At 36.5% G+C, this 16,694-nt stretch carries 16 protein-coding genes; all 16 read right to left on the reverse strand.

Annotated features, from left to right (window positions below; all coding sequences use genetic code 11):
- Nucleotides 1–21 precede the first annotated feature (21 nt).
- Complete coding sequence (locus PGRAT_RS24765; RefSeq protein ID WP_272945719.1) at nucleotides 22–1,389, reverse strand: UDP-glucose dehydrogenase family protein; 1,368 nt, start codon at nucleotides 1,387–1,389, stop codon at nucleotides 22–24.
- Between the two features lie 86 nt (nucleotides 1,390–1,475).
- The gene (locus PGRAT_RS24770) at nucleotides 1,476–2,495 is read right to left on the reverse strand and encodes an acyltransferase family protein (RefSeq protein WP_025707039.1); all 1,020 of its coding nucleotides are present in this window, start codon (nucleotides 2,493–2,495) and stop codon (nucleotides 1,476–1,478) included.
- 74 nt (nucleotides 2,496–2,569) lie between these two features.
- Nucleotides 2,570–3,811 (reverse strand): O-antigen polymerase, encoded by a 1,242-nt coding sequence (locus PGRAT_RS24775; RefSeq protein WP_025707038.1) that lies wholly within the window; start codon nucleotides 3,809–3,811, stop codon nucleotides 2,570–2,572.
- A gap of 35 nt (nucleotides 3,812–3,846) precedes the next feature.
- The gene (locus tag PGRAT_RS24780) at nucleotides 3,847–5,052 is read right to left on the reverse strand and encodes a glycosyltransferase family 4 protein (RefSeq protein ID WP_025707037.1); all 1,206 of its coding nucleotides are present in this window, start codon (nucleotides 5,050–5,052) and stop codon (nucleotides 3,847–3,849) included.
- 67 nt (nucleotides 5,053–5,119) lie between these two features.
- Nucleotides 5,120–6,265: a glycosyltransferase WbsX family protein gene (locus tag PGRAT_RS24785; protein WP_025707036.1), complete on the reverse strand. Its 1,146-nt coding sequence runs from the start codon at nucleotides 6,263–6,265 to the stop codon at nucleotides 5,120–5,122.
- Entirely contained in the window at nucleotides 6,262–7,368 is a 1,107-nt protein-coding gene (locus tag PGRAT_RS24790) for a glycosyltransferase family 4 protein (protein ID WP_051424763.1), read from the reverse strand. Before PGRAT_RS24790 ends, PGRAT_RS24785 begins: the two co-directional genes overlap by 4 nt.
- On the reverse strand, nucleotides 7,368–8,216 hold the full coding sequence (locus PGRAT_RS24795; protein WP_025707034.1) for a glycosyltransferase family 2 protein: 849 nt from the start codon (nucleotides 8,214–8,216) through the stop codon (nucleotides 7,368–7,370). The genes PGRAT_RS24790 and PGRAT_RS24795 overlap by 1 nt, the downstream gene beginning before the upstream one ends.
- 28 nt (nucleotides 8,217–8,244) lie before the next feature.
- Nucleotides 8,245–8,838, reverse strand: coding sequence for a DapH/DapD/GlmU-related protein (locus tag PGRAT_RS24800; RefSeq protein WP_025707033.1), 594 nt, complete (start codon nucleotides 8,836–8,838; stop codon nucleotides 8,245–8,247).
- A gap of 33 nt (nucleotides 8,839–8,871) precedes the next feature.
- On the reverse strand, nucleotides 8,872–9,999 hold the full coding sequence (locus PGRAT_RS31285) for a glycosyltransferase family protein (protein ID WP_025707031.1): 1,128 nt from the start codon (nucleotides 9,997–9,999) through the stop codon (nucleotides 8,872–8,874).
- Nucleotides 9,996–10,868: an NAD-dependent epimerase/dehydratase family protein gene (locus PGRAT_RS24810; protein ID WP_025707030.1), complete on the reverse strand. Its 873-nt coding sequence runs from the start codon at nucleotides 10,866–10,868 to the stop codon at nucleotides 9,996–9,998. Before PGRAT_RS24810 ends, PGRAT_RS31285 begins: the two co-directional genes overlap by 4 nt.
- A gap of 1 nt (nucleotide 10,869) precedes the next feature.
- On the reverse strand, nucleotides 10,870–11,499 hold the full coding sequence (locus PGRAT_RS24815) for a sugar transferase (protein WP_025707029.1): 630 nt from the start codon (nucleotides 11,497–11,499) through the stop codon (nucleotides 10,870–10,872).
- Between the two features lie 103 nt (nucleotides 11,500–11,602).
- Nucleotides 11,603–12,625 (reverse strand): copper amine oxidase N-terminal domain-containing protein, encoded by a 1,023-nt coding sequence (locus tag PGRAT_RS24820; protein ID WP_042267352.1) that lies wholly within the window; start codon nucleotides 12,623–12,625, stop codon nucleotides 11,603–11,605.
- A 2-nt stretch (nucleotides 12,626–12,627) separates the two neighbouring features.
- On the reverse strand, nucleotides 12,628–13,338 hold the full coding sequence (locus PGRAT_RS24825; protein ID WP_025706986.1) for a hypothetical protein: 711 nt from the start codon (nucleotides 13,336–13,338) through the stop codon (nucleotides 12,628–12,630).
- Nucleotides 13,339–13,362: 24 nt separating this feature from the next.
- Nucleotides 13,363–15,195, reverse strand: a complete 1,833-nt coding sequence (locus PGRAT_RS24830) for a polysaccharide biosynthesis protein (protein WP_025706985.1) — start codon at nucleotides 15,193–15,195, stop codon at nucleotides 13,363–13,365.
- A gap of 38 nt (nucleotides 15,196–15,233) precedes the next feature.
- On the reverse strand, nucleotides 15,234–15,920 hold the full coding sequence (locus PGRAT_RS24835) for a CpsD/CapB family tyrosine-protein kinase (RefSeq protein WP_025706984.1): 687 nt from the start codon (nucleotides 15,918–15,920) through the stop codon (nucleotides 15,234–15,236).
- Nucleotides 15,901–16,677, reverse strand: a complete 777-nt coding sequence (locus tag PGRAT_RS24840) for a YveK family protein (protein ID WP_025706983.1) — start codon at nucleotides 16,675–16,677, stop codon at nucleotides 15,901–15,903. The genes PGRAT_RS24835 and PGRAT_RS24840 overlap by 20 nt, the downstream gene beginning before the upstream one ends.
- Nucleotides 16,678–16,694: the final 17 nt, after the last annotated feature.

A 16,694-nucleotide genomic window follows, 5' to 3' on the forward strand; every position in this document is an offset into this window, starting at 1 on the left:
ATTCACTATAGACCTTTCTAGTTACTCTCCACTTATTAAACTGCGACCAATAGACTCATATTTTATGTTTTTCCCAGAAAAGACATTTAAATCATAACAATTCCTACCATCTAGAATAATAACGTCCTTCATGTTATTAAAGTCTTTAGGTTCAAGCGCTTTTATTTCTGGCCATTCAGTAAATATAAAACAAATATCCGCCTCTTTTAAAGTCTCTTCTATTTTATCGCAATATTCCACCTTTTCATTCAATTCACTATTATGTTCTCGTTCCATGGCATTCTTAAATGCCTCAGATCCGACAGGATCCCACACTTTAACTATGGCACCATCGTCAACAAACAACGGTACATTAACTAATGAAGGAGCTTCTCTTAAATCATCAGTCCCCGGTTTAAATGTGAGTCCCAATACCGCGACAGTTAACCCTTCGAGACTCTCATAGTACTTACGCGATTTTTTAAATAATTTAAACTTCTGCTGTTCATTCACTTCAATTGCTGCCTTTATGGTCTTAATTTCGTAATCATGAAAACTTGCCAGCCAATGAAGAGCCTTAGTATCTTTTGGGAAGCACGACCCCCCATAGCCAATACCCGCATTTAGGAATTTATCCCCTATTCGCTCATCATAACCCATTCCATTAGTAACTTCTTGAATATCTGCCCCTATCAACTCGCATAGATTTGCTATTTCGTTTATGTAGGAGATTTTCAAGGCTAAAAAATCATTAGAGGCATACTTTATCATCTCTGCAGATCTACGGTTGGTGACTACAATGGGGATATCCTTGAAGCCATTATATGCTTGTCTAAGAATATTTTCTGAGTATTGATTTTCCACACCAATAACTATTCTTGAAGCATGAAGAGTGTCTCGAATCGCAGTACCTTGTGCCAAAAACTCTGGGTTACTTGCAACATATATAGTCACTGGTTTTTTTAATTCTGATTTAATAAAATTTTCAATTTTATCGTTAGTACCGATAGGCACTGTAGATTTAACAACTACTACACAATCCTTAGTTACATTATGTGCAATCTGTTTTGCTACATTGTACACATATGAAAGATTGGCAGATCCATCTTTTTTTTCAGGAGTACCCACCCCAATGAAGATAATATCTGCATTTTGGTAAGCATTAATGTAATCGGTGGTGTATGTTAGTCGTTCATTATTAAGAGTCATTAACTCTTCAAGTCCTTCTTCAAATATTGGACTTTTCCCTGATTTCATTAAGTTAATTTTTTGCTCATCTATATCTACGCAAGTTACATAATGACCAGTATGAGCCATACATACTCCCGTACAAAGTCCAACATAACCAGTACCTGCTATAGCTATATTCAGAGAATTTTTTGATTCGATCGTATTTTTTTTAAAAGCCATTACTAACATACCTCACTTTCTAATAATAAAACATATTAAGACCTTGAAAATTTTTTTGAAACGTTGAGAAAATAGAATAATTTGCTCTAGCTATTATATTTAATACAAAGACTAATTTTATTGAATACAATCGTTGCAATTATTGCCGAACTAGAAACCAAAGTGAACTGTACTATAAAGTTGTTTAAAATATACATTTCATTTAATAAGTTTCTTATAACCATCAAACCAAATAAAGAAAAAATGTGAAATAAATATACTTTAAATGAATTTATACTAAGCCAGTGCATAGCCACAATTATTTTATTCGTTTCATTATATTTGATTTTTTGTAGTAATTTATAAGACGCTGTACCTATCATTAGTCCGTAAGTTATATAGTATAATTTTGGGGGATACTTAAATAAATTCGGTTCAAATCCATTCCCATTAATAAATGTAAGTAGCTGGAGTATAGAAAAGCTAACACAACTTACAATTAGTATCATATCAACAAATTTAGAATCATGGGTCATCCTCAAACCTATTAATGCTACTAATCCATAAGGTATTAAATATAATAATACATATGATATAAATATATTAGGAAAGCTCTTATCATACATAAAGAACAACTCATTAAAAATATAAGCTAAAGTTATAATTAATATAAATAATATGTTGCTTTTTATCTTATCGTTAAGGAATCTTAGAATTGGCTGTAGTAATGCTATCATTAAAAATATTCGTACTATCCAACCATAACCTATAGCACTCCCATTGGGTACAAGGGCATAAGAAAGAAATACCTGATTAAAATTCCATAAAAAATCTTTTTTTAATAACACCGAAAAAGTATAGATTGTTATAAATATAATGGTGATTATCATATATGTTGGTATTAACAACTTTTGTACTCTTTTCAATAAATACCGACCATAAGTTAACTTGTACTTTTTTGATTCATATCCCATAGAAACTCCAGATATAAGTATAAGAACTGTTACATCAAATGTTCTCAGATTTAACAATAATTCAGGAATTTCAACATGTGCCAACATAATAAGCAGAGTACATACTGCTCTTAGAATATCTATTGATTGATCTCTTTTTGTTGTTATCTCCAAGAAAATCCTCCTTATAGAACATTTTTCCGTAATTAAGAATATATAAAATGAAAATTCTATAAACACATCAATTTTTATTTTTTTTTTCTAATCACAAAATTTAAATATAAAAATGACAGCGCATAGGCAGAAATCACAAATTGCCAGCGTACCATTGATGTCAGTACACCTTGCATAATTAATAAATAGAACGCAATATTTTTGATATTAGGTCTATATTTAACATAATTATAAGATAAAGAACAAATGATTCCATATAAAGCAGAATACAAGGAAACCCCCAAAATACCGCCATCTAAGTAGAAATAAAAGAATGGAGTAACGAAGGCATTAAAAGTAAGCTTTTCTCCGATATTCACAAAATTATCAACATTCATCAAATCTAGCGAATTCAAGAAAGTTTGTGGATAGTTAAATATCCCTGTACTACTTATCACATGAAAAAAAGGTTTTGAATATCCACTTAAAAATGCCCACCCATGAGTATGTGAATTAGTAGAGTCAATTACGTATAGCCTGTAATCTAAATGCGGTATCGCGCCGGCCAAATACAAATATAACTGTTGAATTATCGAAGCGGATGGTCCTCTCATTTTCGTAATAACATACATTGCCGTTACTCCAAGCACTATTAAAACTATAGTTACTCTTTTCATCTTTCTACTGATGTTAAAACGTTTTTTATATACTGCAGCAGCAATTAGAAAATGAATAAACACATAATAAAATATTACTCTCCCACCATCACCAATTGCAGAAAGGATAGCCACAACAAGGGTTAATATTAATAATTTCTTATCTTTTTTTCCAGCAAAAAAATCAATTGCTGCAATAGGAATAATCATAAATATAATTGCTTTATTTACATAATTCTCATATATAACTGCCCATGTGGATGAACCTAATACTTCGCTTGTGAAAGCCCCTCTAACTTCACCTAGTGTATAGCCTTGGGTCAGCAGTATTAATACATTGAATACTCGATAAAGCATATATGCAATTGTTACAAAATAAAAAAAGTACAGGGTATTGTATTGGAACTCATATCTATCTTCAGTGACTAAATAAGTATTGCTTATTTTAGGGAAAATCACACTTATGAATACATAACCTATTAAAAAACTTAACAACCCTATACAGATTACAATATATGTATCATCACGAACATCATATAAATTATACAATCCCATAGAAGCGAACCCTATCATAAGAGAGAAAAAAACAAATAAAATCGAAATGGGATTAATTACACTTCTTTGCATCCTACTGGATATTATTGATATTCCGATGCAAGTAAAAGCGATAAAAACTGCCAAGTAAATCTCTCCTTTTAGACAAGACCCAAACAAATTTAAATATATTTAGGTTCTCTTGTTACTTCAAGAACCATTTTTAATATTGAGTCGCTACATTTTCCTAATGTGAAATTATCAACAGCATAATTAAAACCATTCGTTGCAATTCTCTTTATCTCCGACCTGGAATTACAAAGATATTCTAAACTTTCAACTAAAGACTCAATGCTCCCAGGCTCATACAATAATCCAGTCTCTTTATTTTTTATTAATTCACTTGTACCTGCACTATCTCTTCCAACCATTGCTAATGAACTTAACATTCCCTCTACAGTAACTCTACCAAATGCTTCACTTTTTGAGGAGATTAGACCAATGTCCATTTGGCTTCTTAATTCATTCATATCTTTTCGTAGCCCATGGAAAACTACATTCTCGCCTATATTGTGCGTCATAATATAATCTTTTAAAATCTTATAGTATTCGCAATTTGTACTACCAGCAATATTTAAAGTAAGATCATATCCACGACTTAATAAAACTTTCATAGCCTGCAAAGCTTCTAATTGCCCCTTACCTTCACTTAAAGTTCCAGTGATCAGTATTTGAATTTTCGGCTTATTTAAATCAAAAGTTTTTTTGGGATTAATATAACTAGGTGATATATCATTGTAGATCGTTTTTAATTTCTCATTTTGTATATTCTCTTTGTATTTCGTTAACATACTTTGGGATAAAACAATTATCTTATCTGTGTATTTGTTAGCAAATTTATAAAAATATTTTTCTCGAAAAAAGAAATCTATTTGTTGATCTTCACGTCTAAATTCACGGAAATGCCATATATGAGGGATTTTAAAAAACTTATTTATAAATCCTCCCACAAAAATAACACTTGTATTAGTGTATACCGCATCCACCTTAAGTTCTCTAATTAAATTTTTTAAGCGGTAAATACTGAACATTGATATAAGCATTCTGCCAAATCTATATGGAAAAGCTATCATCTTCTTTAGCGATGACTGGTTTATTGATGCAACTAATTCTGTATAAAAACTATAGATAATTTTAACTTTTTTATTATTTAGATAATCTATAGCAGTACCCTCTCTTTTTGAAAATAATACCACTACATTAACTGTCTCTTCCTCTAGATATTTATCAATAATATCTAATAAGGAACGAGTTGCCCCACTGTAAAAATCGGAATTATGAAATACAAATAATACAGTAGGCCTTATTTTAAAACTGACTTGCTCCATTAAGTCCAATTCCTTTCATATCAACTCATCAAAAAGAAATCTGAATGATTATGAAGTTCAAAAATGACTATTCTTTTTCACCGGTTTCAATAAGAGCATTATTCAAAGCCTCTAAATAACCATATTTGTATTTCTCATCAGGTTCCATATAACCACCTTCAGCCCATTCATTCCATGCAAACAAGAATATTTTGTCAGTCTTATAAATATCCCTAGCGTTTTTTATCTGATTAATCATATGTTCTTGAAATGCAGCTGGTGTACTCCCAGTGTAAACAGTTCCATTTTGCCTCCTTGGAGTATTGTCCCATCCTACAAAGGAGCCCGGTATTGATTTGTTATTTGTTGGGCCACGCTTAATAATGGATTTCCACGCTTCGTTAAAATCTATTAAGCGTAATTTATTCCCTGCAAATTTTGCAATAAAGTTCGTTTTAAATGTTTTATCTATTGTATTAATTACTTCTCGTATCGAGGTTCTGAATTTATACAAAATTGAACTTGATTTATCCTTATCATTTGTCTTCATATCATGTAATGCATATCCAGGTTGGTATTCTATATTATATCTAAATCTACTATCATCCTTATCTTTCTTAAGATAAAATGGAAGCTGTTGGTAAGCAAAATTAATTCCACTCAATCCGCTTTCCACGGCTAATGCCTGCCAATAATCAAGCATTTCATTTAAACAGTCAATGATCTCCGGTCTGTAAATAACAAATAGAGGTTTCCCTTCTTCTTTTATATAATTATCATCAAGGAAAAATGGTAGAAGATAATCAAAGTGCGTTTTCCATTCCGGTTTATCTCCATATCTTTGAGACATTAATGTTTTAGGATCCTTATCTGCAACCCAAGCGTTTGTCCAATTTTCATTAGCCCAACACATACAATACGGATGATTCAGTTCAGAGTTATCTTTGAATTGTTCTATTGGCTTTTCTAAAAGCAACTTCCCATCAAACCAATAATGATAAAAACAAAATCCATATACCCCATATTTTTTCGCCAGATTAATTTGCCATTTTTTAACTTCATCATCTAATAAATTATAATAGTTACCGTTGAGAGGAACTCTCGGTTGGTAATGATCTTTAAATAAAGGCTGCGCTTTTTTCACATTTTTCCATTCCGTAAATCCCTCCCCCCACCATTCATCATTCTCAGGAATTGAATGAAATTGAGGTAAATAAAAAGCAATAATTTTCATGTTAGATCTCCCCTAAATATCTCTTTCCATTTATTTGTTATATTTTCATTATTCCAATTTAGGGCAAATAAACGAGCTTCATTTCCCAAAGAAGTTAAATAATCATTTCGGTCATTCAACAGTAAAGATAACTCATCCTTATACTCTTCATAATCATAAGGCTTTATTAAAACGCCATTTAATTTGTGCTCAATTAAATCTCTAGGCCCACTCGGACAATCGAATGATATGCAAGGAAGACCAAATGACATGGCCTCTAACAATACCATACCAAAACCTTCAAATTTTGACGTAAATGCAAAGAGCGAAGCATTGATATATAATTTCCCAACATCCTTTACTGGAGGGGATATTTCAACACAGTCTTGAAGATTATTACAATAAATAAAATTCCTTAGATTAACTTCTTCTTCCCCTTTACCAACGATTTTCAGCTTCCATCCATTCAACCGATTTTCTTTTCTAAGTTCGTTCCAAATTTCAAGTAGCATGAGTTGCTGTTTATCGGAGGTAAGTCTTCCAATATTAAGAACTATTTTAGAATTGAGATTATTTCCAGGGACAACTGAAAACGTTGATAGATGTGGTATATATACTGCGTCACTTCCTTCATTTATGTAAGAATAAGTATCCATTGTAGTCGGAACAGAAATTTTATATGCTTTAGGATATAATTTTTTCTTTAAAATTTTATAAATTTTATTATAGGCAAATTTTGACCCGTGTTCACTAATAACCAGTTTTCGAGCATTACATTTACCGCAAAGGAAAACTTCTAGTGCATTAAATGGTGAAGTTACATAGATGTAATCAAAAACAAACGATCTAGTATAAGTTTTCAATCTATTATTTGTGATTAACAAGTTGATTATAAGACTAAACAATCTTTGAATTCTCGAATTCATATTTAATTTTAAAGGCACATTTAAACTAATAACATTTATTTTATCTTTAAGTTCATAAAATGATGTAGCCTCATCTTTCACTAATATAGTAATTTCATAATCTTCACTTAAATTATTCGCTAAGTTTGCAACGACTCTTTCTATACCTCCTGCTGGATTCATACTATTGAGAAACATCAATATTTTTATTTTCCCCATCACTCTTGCACCTGCTTTAAATCATCATGTCTATAGCTTCGTCTATGAATTTTTGTAATCAAAATTCTTCTAATATATTTCGCATAGTAAAAAAAACGTAAAAAAACATAAAAATTAACACTTATATAATTATCATTTTTTAATTCTTTTATATTTTTAATATTCCCTTCATACATTTTTTCTAAGTTACCTGATAATCCACTATACCCAAATTGTGGTTTCCCTCCACCAAAAGAAACCAATTGCAGGGGTAAATGATAATAATTATAATTAGCACAAATTTTTAGAAAGTAATTACCATCCTCTGCATATTTTTGGTTTTCGTCATATCCACCAATTTGTTCAAAGATAACTCTTTTGAAAATAGCAACTGAAGTTTGAGGAAACATTTTTAAACATACGTCACTAATCTTAGCCTTATATAATCCATTGATTTGTCTCCACAATATCTTTAAGCCTTTATTATCAATATCGCCACCCAAAAAATCAATTTCCGGATTTTTTAAAAGTGTATTTATCTGAATTTCTAGTTTATGAGGAAGCCATTCATCATCAGAATCAAGAAGAGCAATCCATTTTCCTTTAGAAATCCTCATCCCTGTATTCCTTGCAGCCGAGACACCGCTATTTTCCTTATCAATTAAGATTATTGGTAAATTTAAATGATCCCTTCTATACTCCTTAACGATCCTTGAAGAATTATCCTCTGACCCGTCATTAACAATTATTATCTCTTCAATATATTCGATGAAAGTTTGTTCCATTATTGAATTAAGTGTTCTAACTATAGTGGCTTCGCTATTATACATAGGAATTACAACAGATACTTTCCCTATTTTTTCTGTCATGTATTTCCCCCCAGTTCGTTCGCAAATCTTAAATCCATCTTCTCAGATCAGGATTGTAAATTTTTATAACCTTAGCAGGATTACCAGCAGCAATACAATTTACAGGGATGCTCTTTGTAACAACAGCATTTGCGCCTATAATAGAACCATCTCCAATAACAACTCCTGGTAATATTGATACATTCTCACCTAACCAAACATTATCCCCAATAGTCACTTTCTTATATGACAATGGACGTTTATTCGGTGAAACTTCTGGATTAGATGTCTCGGATAGTCCGGAATACTCCCCATGATTAGTGTCCGTTATGAAAACTCTAGAAGCCATAAGTACTCCGTTACCTATAACAACTTTTTTATTTGCTACTATATGAGCATAATCTCCTATTACACAGTTTTCTCCAATAATCAACTTCTCTGGTGCCTTAATTCCGTTCATTTCTATTCTACAACTATAACCAGTAGTAAATCCTGGGCCGTAACTCATACAGTCTTTTCCTCTCACTCTGATGGGAAGGCGTACCAATCTTGCATTTTTCCAAAACAATTTCGTATATATAAATGAAATGGCATTCTTCACAATTTCAATGAATCCATAATTACCTGCCCTCTCATTTCCCATTTGCAAGTACCTCCTGAATGTGGCTGAGAAAATTTAGCAATACACTCCAATTGCTTTTTCTAAGCTCTCATCGAATGATTCTTTAGAAAAAAAATCAATAAATACTTTGTCAGTATTATTTTTTAAGAATATCCATTCCGATTCTTTCATTAATGCTATTCTCTCAGCTACTTCAAGTAGATTATCATCTGTAATATTCATTCCTATGCAATAATCTTCTACTAAATTAGTAGTATCTGCTTTAATATTATTTATAATTGGTAAACCATGTTGAAAATAATCGATTGATTTCATTGTAAGACCAACGCATACATTATCCTTCATAATGTTTAGTCCAAAATGGCATTTATCAAATATCTTTTGTTTTTCTTGCAAATCGTATATTTTGCCATAAAACTCTACATTTGCTCCAGTACTAATCACTTCATCGATTAAAACTTGTTTACTTTCCCCGTCTCCTATGATGTGTAAAGTTGTGGATTTCAGTTCATTGATTGATTTTATTATTTTTTTTATTTTTGGAATATCGATAATATTATTTATTGAGCCTAGATAACATAAATGAATTCTGGCATTATTAAATATAGGATAACGTTCAATGTTAACTTCTCGCTTTGCAAGATATACTGTTTGAGTATTGATACTCTTCAATTCATTGGCTAGAATTGACTGATAATGGTTACATTCAGTTACTATTAAGTCGGAAATTTTGAGACTCTTATCTCTCATCAATCTCCAAAACGTAAATGGAGGAAAACTTGAAATTTTTCCAATTGGCATGGTTTCAGGCCATAGGTCAATTAGATCAAATATTAGCATTGTGTTTCTATTTTTCTTTTTATACTTTGCAGCAAACATCGCTAGGGAATTTGGAGGTACTATTGTGTACAATAGATCAGGTTGCAATTTCCCAACAACCTCGAATGCTTTTTTTGCGAATTTGTAATGGGATATTAATCTAGTCAGTGACATATTTTTATAATAAGGCTTTGACTGTATAAAAATAAAACCAGGTTTGTCTTCTGTTCTTTTGACTTTTTTAAAGTGTCTAAAATCAGACTGAATAACAGTAACTTCATGTCCTTTATTCTCGAAAAAATCATAAATTAAATCTATTCTTTCTTCATATGTATCAAAGCAATTAACAATCACAACCCTCATATTACCTTCCTCTCCACTTCTGTTTCGTTAATTGACTCTTTAAATTCTTTAATTCTATAATTACATTTATAATTGCTGATAGTTTGCTCATATACAAAATCTCCAAAGACTTTATTAATTAGCTTAATACGTTTCCTTAAAATACCAATAACAGGGTTGAGTATTCCAACCAATATGATCCTTCTTCCATTTGCTTTTGCTATCGACTGAACCATATTAGAAGTATTGATATATTCTCTATTCTGTGGAAAAAACAACCCACTTTCTTTATTCTCTATCATAAGTCTTAAAAATTCGCAAAGATTATCTATATAGAGCATACTGCGTTTATTCTGGAAATTGGGGAATACAGGGAGTATTCGAGCTAACTTAGCTAATCTTAGATAATTTCCTTTAGATCCCTTACCATAAATCATTGGAGGTCTAATAATAGCAATTTTAAAATTCTCATTTTCAAGAATTCCAATTTCTTTTTCTGCTTGAAGTTTGCTATTCCCGTAAAAATTTGCTGGTTTGGGTATAGTGTTTCTAGTGATGACCTCGCAACCACTATCTCCGTACACAATAATACTACTCATAAAAATCAATTGACCCACACTCTCAATATTAGCCTTTTTGGCAACTTCTATCGCTAAATCACGATTAACATTATAATATTCTTGTTCCATCTTAGGATCAGCAGATACATGAGCAATCCCCGCTACATGCAGCACTACATCATAAACAGAAAAGTCATATTCCTTCCATTCATCGCCTCTAACAGAAATCTCTTCTACTTCATATTGCTCTGGCCATTGCTGCAACCATTTAATAAAACTAGTTCCTATATAGCTTCCTTTACCAGTTATTAAAATCTTTCGTTTATTCATCTTATAAAGTAACTCCTTTGGTGTTCGATGTCACATCTTGATCGTCTGCACCTTCTCTTACACCATCTGACTTTAGAACACTTAATACCGTCCGTACAAAAACCTTAATATCAAAAACAAAGGTAATGTTTGTAGTATACTCGCCATCCAGTTTGGCCTTCTCTTCAATAGATAGCTCGTCTCTACCATTAATCTGCGCCCATCCGGTAAGCCCTGGCTTAATATCGTTCGAGCCGTACTTATCACGCTCAACAATCAAATCATATTGATTCCAGAGCGCAGGACGCGGACCAACAATACTCATTTCGCCTTTAAGTATATTTATAATCTGAGGAAGTTCATCCAAGCTTGTTTTCCTAAGAAATTTGCCGACTGAAGTGATAAAAAAATCAGGGTCTTGCAGCAAATGAGTGGGCATATCACTTGGGGTATCGGTACGCATGGTTCTGAATTTCAAAATATAGAATTCACGCTTATGCTTCCCTAGCCGCTTTTGTTTGAATAGTACTGGCCCTTTTGAAGTGAGCTTGATTATCACTGCAATGATCAAGAAAAAAGGCCATAACAGGAGTATTCCGATTAGAGCCATCATAAAATCTACGATTTGTTTTATTACAATGTAAGGTCTCATTTGTTCACCTAACCCTTAAGAACTCTTCACTATGCACTCCCATCACTTATCCGATGAAGTGATGGGATATACTCAGTAATTAATCAAAGGTAACTCTTGTGACTTATCCCCCAAGCTTCGACAATCCTTGCTGCACAGACGAATTAAATGCTTTTCTATACTCAGCGATGATCGCTGTGCTATAGCCATTATTGTTTAGTTTTTGTTCAGCATCAGCAACTATACTATTAAAGCTGGATGTAAACGAGGCGAGTTGTTCCTTCCCTTTGGTAATTAGTGCATTCCTTGTGGCCTCGTCTGTTGCTGCCAAGTATTCAAAAGCAAGGCCGCCGAGTGAGGCTTGGGCTTCGGATTTCAATGCATTCAACTTGTCTTCAGTTTCACTGGTGATAGCCTCATAAGATACCTTACCATTGGAAGTTCCACCGCCAGTGGCTCCTCCCGCAGGACCGGAGGCAGCCGAAGCAGCTGGTGTGGATGTGTTGCTTGGTGTAGCTGAAGGTGCAGGGGTTGCTGTTGCTCCTTGACCTGTTCCGTTAGTACTGTCAGTCGATCCTTGATAAGCCTTGGAGGACGCTGTAATCGTCTTATTCTTCTGATCCCAGCTAATAGAATTCCCTACAGATTCCGATAAAAAACGAAGAGGCACATACAATGATCCATTCAGTAAATAGCTGCCTTGACCGGATGGAATAGCCTTAGCCGAACCCTTAAATATGTAGCTGGCTTTTACATTACCCAGTACGATATTTTTGCCCTCAGTGCCTGCACTGGTTGCATTCCCGGCATTCATTAAGTACTCCTTGATTACTACCAATTCTGAACTGCTTGGTTCCGCCACTGTAACTTTTAGATTCTTGGCATCCCAGCTCACACTCTTTTGCAAGGCGTAGGACATGAAGCGCAGAGGTACATAAGTAGTATTGTTATACATGAATACATATTGTCCGGCAGGAGGCTGAATGGTCACTCCATCAAAGACCATTTTCACGTCCATAGTGGAGACTTTGATCGAATCAGTAACCGTAGATGCTGACGCAGATAAAGGTGCAGAAGCTGTTAATGGTGCAATTCCTACCAGCATGAGCAGCAACAACGCTGCCGCTGGAAATTTCGCTTTAGACACAATTATTCACTTCCTTTTTCTTGAGCTTTAAGTTTTTCTTCCTCAGCTAATATTTGATCCCGAGTTTTACCTTGGCTCAGACCATATTTCTTAGCGACCTGTACCAGCTCGTTGTACTGTTCCTCTGAAACCTTACCAAGAATGATACTGCGCGCTTCGCGTTTCTCTTCGTTAGTTAGTCCACCTGCGGCTAATTCCTGAAGTTTTTTGATATCCGAAACACTTAACTGTTGTGCCACTATTGATGCTACATTAGCTTTATCTTTTATCGATACGCTCTCTTGTACTTCTTTAGCCTTATCAGAAGAAATATGGGCTATTCCATCTACACCTTCTGGTGTTGGAACCGGAGTGCTTTTTGGCTTTTTTGTACTTGCAGCCGCTTGCTCTCCATCATCCGCTTTTTTATCACCAGCACCATTTGAGGCCGGTGTGCTCGAAGGTGACACTGCCGTTGTTGGCTCTACTTTCGCTCCTGGTGCTGTTGAAGCCGTTGGCTCCGCAGTTGCGTCACCCGCAGCTACAGGAGGTTCGACAACTTCTCCTTGGGTTACATTACTAGTAGTCTCGTTTGCTTCTACATCGAAGCCGTCAGCCATCGAACTCATTAGTTTATCTACCGCATAGTTCGCAGCGAACAGGCCAGCAACTCCTAACACGACAATTACCGACAGCGTCCAGAACAATATCTTCTTCCATCTTTTGTTGAACACTTCAGGTACCTCCATAGGAATGAATTAGCTAATCGCAGCTTGAGCTACCGGCTGCATCGGCACAATCTGGTTAATGACTTCACGAATAGCGCCTGCGTCTTCAGACAATACACGTTCCAAGCGTTTGAACTCCAGCTCCAGCTGGTTCTGGCTAAGGACGTTGGGTCTGCCGATAAAGATCCGGTCATGCTGGGTGGAACCCAGGTTCTCTTCGGCTGTCAGCAGTTCTTCATACAGCTTCTCGCCTTCCCGTATTCCGGAGAAGGTAATCTCAATATCCTTATAAGGCTCATAGCCGGACAAGGTAATTAGGTCTTCGGCCAAGGTCAGAATCTTCACTGGTTGGCCCATATCCAGTACGAAGACTTCTCCGCCATTCGCGAATGAACCCGACTGAATGACCAGCTGCACCGCTTCCGGAATGGTCATGAAATATCGTACCATCTCGGGATGGGTCACGGTAACCGGTCCGCCCGCAGCGATCTGCTGCTTGAAGGCTGGAATAACACTGCCCCGGCTGCCCAAGACATTGCCGAAACGTACTGCTGAGAATTTGGTTGGGCTGGATGTGTTGAGGCTCTGCACATACATTTCCGCGATTCGCTTGGTCGCTCCCATCACGCTGGTGGGGTTAACGGCTTTGTCAGAGGAGATTAATACGAACCGTTCCGCTCCATATTTGTCAGCACAATCAGCTACATTGCGTGTGCCAAAGACATTATTCTTAATGGCCTCTGAAGGATTACGCTCCATTAGGGGAACATGCTTATGCGCTGCCGCATGAAAGACTACCTGCGGGCTATGACTATGGAATACTTCCGTCATCCGCGAACGGTCTTGCACATCCGCAATCACTGTAACAATGTTCAGTTCCGGGAAGCTCTTGCGCAGCTCCATCTCTATCGTGTAAATGCTATTTTCGCCGTGTCCGAGAATTAACAGCTTGTCTGGGGCAAAAGGGGATATCTGACGGCATAGCTCTGAGCCAATCGAACCTCCGGCTCCTGTGACCAATACCGTCTTGTTATGTACATACCCTAGGATACTGTTCAGGTCAGCTACAATCGGTTCACGTCCGAGCAAATCCTCCACGCTGACATCACGCAGCTTCTTCACCGAAATTTTGCCGGCGATCAAGTCATTCAGTGCAGGAATAATCTTCAGCTTGGCCCCGGTGGCCTTCGCCAGGTTGATTATCTCGGAGATTTCCGTTCTGGATACAGAAGGCATAGCGATAATAATCTCATGAATCTCGCGTTCCTTCACGATTCGGGGAATATCATAACGGTTGCCGAGGACGGGTACACCCAAGATGGACAGATGGTACTTATCTGCACTGTCGTCAATGAAGCCAACAATTCGGGTATGGGCAAACGATGGGCCCATCATTTCCCGGGCGATCAGTATTCCGCAGTCACCGGCACCCACAATAATAGTGTGCGTTTCTGTATCTTTGGAGTTACTGCGATCATTACGGAACACTCTCCAGAAGAAGCGTACTCCTCCTACCAATAGCAGGATCGTTTCCATCGCCCGCACCTCAATACTGAGCGGAACCCGATCCGGCAATATAATAAACGCCGCTACAAAAGAAAGAACAGCTCCTACAACAATCGCTTTGAATACTGAAACGATCTCCCCAATGCTGGCATACTGCCATAATCTGCGGTACAGGCCAAAATAGATCAGACTGCCCCCGAAGGTTACTGTCGCAATAAGACCGAACACCAGCATCTGAAGCATATATTTGTCAGGTATGCCCTCAGAAAACCGGAACATATAAGAAGTCACAATACTGAACCAGATGATCGCAAGGTCAATGAGGAATAATAAATATACTCTGGCTTTCGCTGTCATTTTCAGTGCCTCCAAAAATAACATTTTTCTCTAACAACTTAATTCCCGTAGTAGTAGTAATAATAACCTTCACTGGCTTTGCGCTTCACATTGTTCAGTACGACCCCCAGCATCTTCGCACCCACACGGTCAAGGTTAGCCTTGGCCTTGGCGGCGATATCCCGCTTCACCTTGCCATAACTGACCACCATAATAACCCCGTCACTCTTGGAGGCAACAATTTGCGCATCCGTGACAGCCAAGAGCGGCGGAGTATCAAACAAAATCATATCATAGCGCTGACGCAACTCCTGCAGTACTGCACTCATCCGGTTGGAGGCCATCATTTCTGCCGGATTAGGAGGAATTGGACCTGAAGTCATGATGGAGAGATTTGTTACACCTGAATCCTGAACGACATCCTCCAACTCAGCCTGTTGAGAGAGCAGCGAAGACAACCCAGCGCGGTTACTTAACGAAAAAGTTTTGTGGGCTGTAGGCTTGCGCAAATCTCCATCAATTAACAGTACCTTCTTGTCCGCCTGGGCATAGGCTGCCGCAAGGTTGGCCGTGACCGTAGACTTTCCTTCTTCAGGGCCGGAGGAGGTAACCATAATGATCTGAATCTGCTTGTCTACGGAAGAGAAATCAATGTTCGTCCGCAAAGCGCGAAAAGCTTCCGATACAGGCGAACGCGGATTGGTCACGGTAATCAGATGACGTTGTTTACTTGGCTGCTGTGACATGTTCGAGTTCTCCTGCCTTTCTGGTCAGCTTTTGGGCCTGTAATTCTGTGGACTTCGTTTCCTCTTGTCCAAGTCTGGTGATCATGGCGATCGTTGGCAGACCCAGATATTTTTCAATGTCCTCTTCAGTCTTCAAGGTATCATCCAGGTATTCCAGCAGGAAGGCGATGCCCAGACCGATCATCAATGAAACGATAAAAGCAATAGCCAGATTCATTACAACGTTAGGCTCAACTGGTCCTGGTGCAACCGGCGGATCAACCTTAGCCTCATTCAGGATGGATACGTTCTGCACATTGAACAGGGAAGGAATCTCCTGCTTGAACACAAGTGAAATGGCATTCACGATTTCTGCAGCTTTCTGGTACGAATTATCTCGAACGACAAGTGTCATCACCTGCGTGTTATTTACGGAACTCACATTAACCTTCTTGAGCAGATCTTCCGCAGTAATATTGAATTGCGGATAGTTCTTGGCTACGACATCCAGAATAGCGGGTGTTTTAATAATTTCCTTGTACGTATTAATTAACTGAATATTGGTATTGATCTGATTAAGGTCAAGCTGTGCCACAGTAGACTGTGTAGGCGTCTGATTAACGATAATCTTGGTGGAGGCTTCATACACCGGATTCTTAATATATAGGCTGTACACTCCGGCAAGAATACAAACCACAACCACAATGCTTACAATCATCCACAGTCTCTTCCTGACAATCTGGAAATAATCGCGAAGATCTAATTCTTGTGCTGACAAGTGAATTTCCCTCCAAG

Origin of the sequence: Paenibacillus graminis (assembly GCF_000758705.1) — a bacterium.
Taxonomy (GTDB): domain Bacteria; phylum Bacillota; class Bacilli; order Paenibacillales; family Paenibacillaceae; genus Paenibacillus_AQ; species Paenibacillus_AQ graminis.

Coding starts and splice junctions, on each gene's coding strand:
- PGRAT_RS24790 (WP_051424763.1), bottom strand. CDS start 7,368: ATGGGGAAAATAAAAATATTGATGTTTCTCAATAGTATGAATCCAGCA.
- PGRAT_RS24800 (WP_025707033.1), bottom strand. CDS start 8,838: ATGGGAAATGAGAGGGCAGGTAATTATGGATTCATTGAAATTGTGAAG.
- PGRAT_RS24785 (WP_025707036.1), bottom strand. CDS start 6,265: ATGAAAATTATTGCTTTTTATTTACCTCAATTTCATTCAATTCCTGAG.
- PGRAT_RS31285 (WP_025707031.1), bottom strand. CDS start 9,999: ATGAGGGTTGTGATTGTTAATTGCTTTGATACATATGAAGAAAGAATA.
- PGRAT_RS24835 (WP_025706984.1), bottom strand. CDS start 15,920: ATGTCACAGCAGCCAAGTAAACAACGTCATCTGATTACCGTGACCAAT.
- PGRAT_RS24780 (WP_025707037.1), bottom strand. CDS start 5,052: ATGGAGCAAGTCAGTTTTAAAATAAGGCCTACTGTATTATTTGTATTT.
- PGRAT_RS24830 (WP_025706985.1), bottom strand. CDS start 15,195: ATGACAGCGAAAGCCAGAGTATATTTATTATTCCTCATTGACCTTGCG.
- PGRAT_RS24810 (WP_025707030.1), bottom strand. CDS start 10,868: ATGAATAAACGAAAGATTTTAATAACTGGTAAAGGAAGCTATATAGGA.
- PGRAT_RS24815 (WP_025707029.1), bottom strand. CDS start 11,499: ATGAGACCTTACATTGTAATAAAACAAATCGTAGATTTTATGATGGCT.
- PGRAT_RS24795 (WP_025707034.1), bottom strand. CDS start 8,216: ATGACAGAAAAAATAGGGAAAGTATCTGTTGTAATTCCTATGTATAAT.
- PGRAT_RS24765 (WP_272945719.1), bottom strand. CDS start 1,389: ATGGCTTTTAAAAAAAATACGATCGAATCAAAAAATTCTCTGAATATA.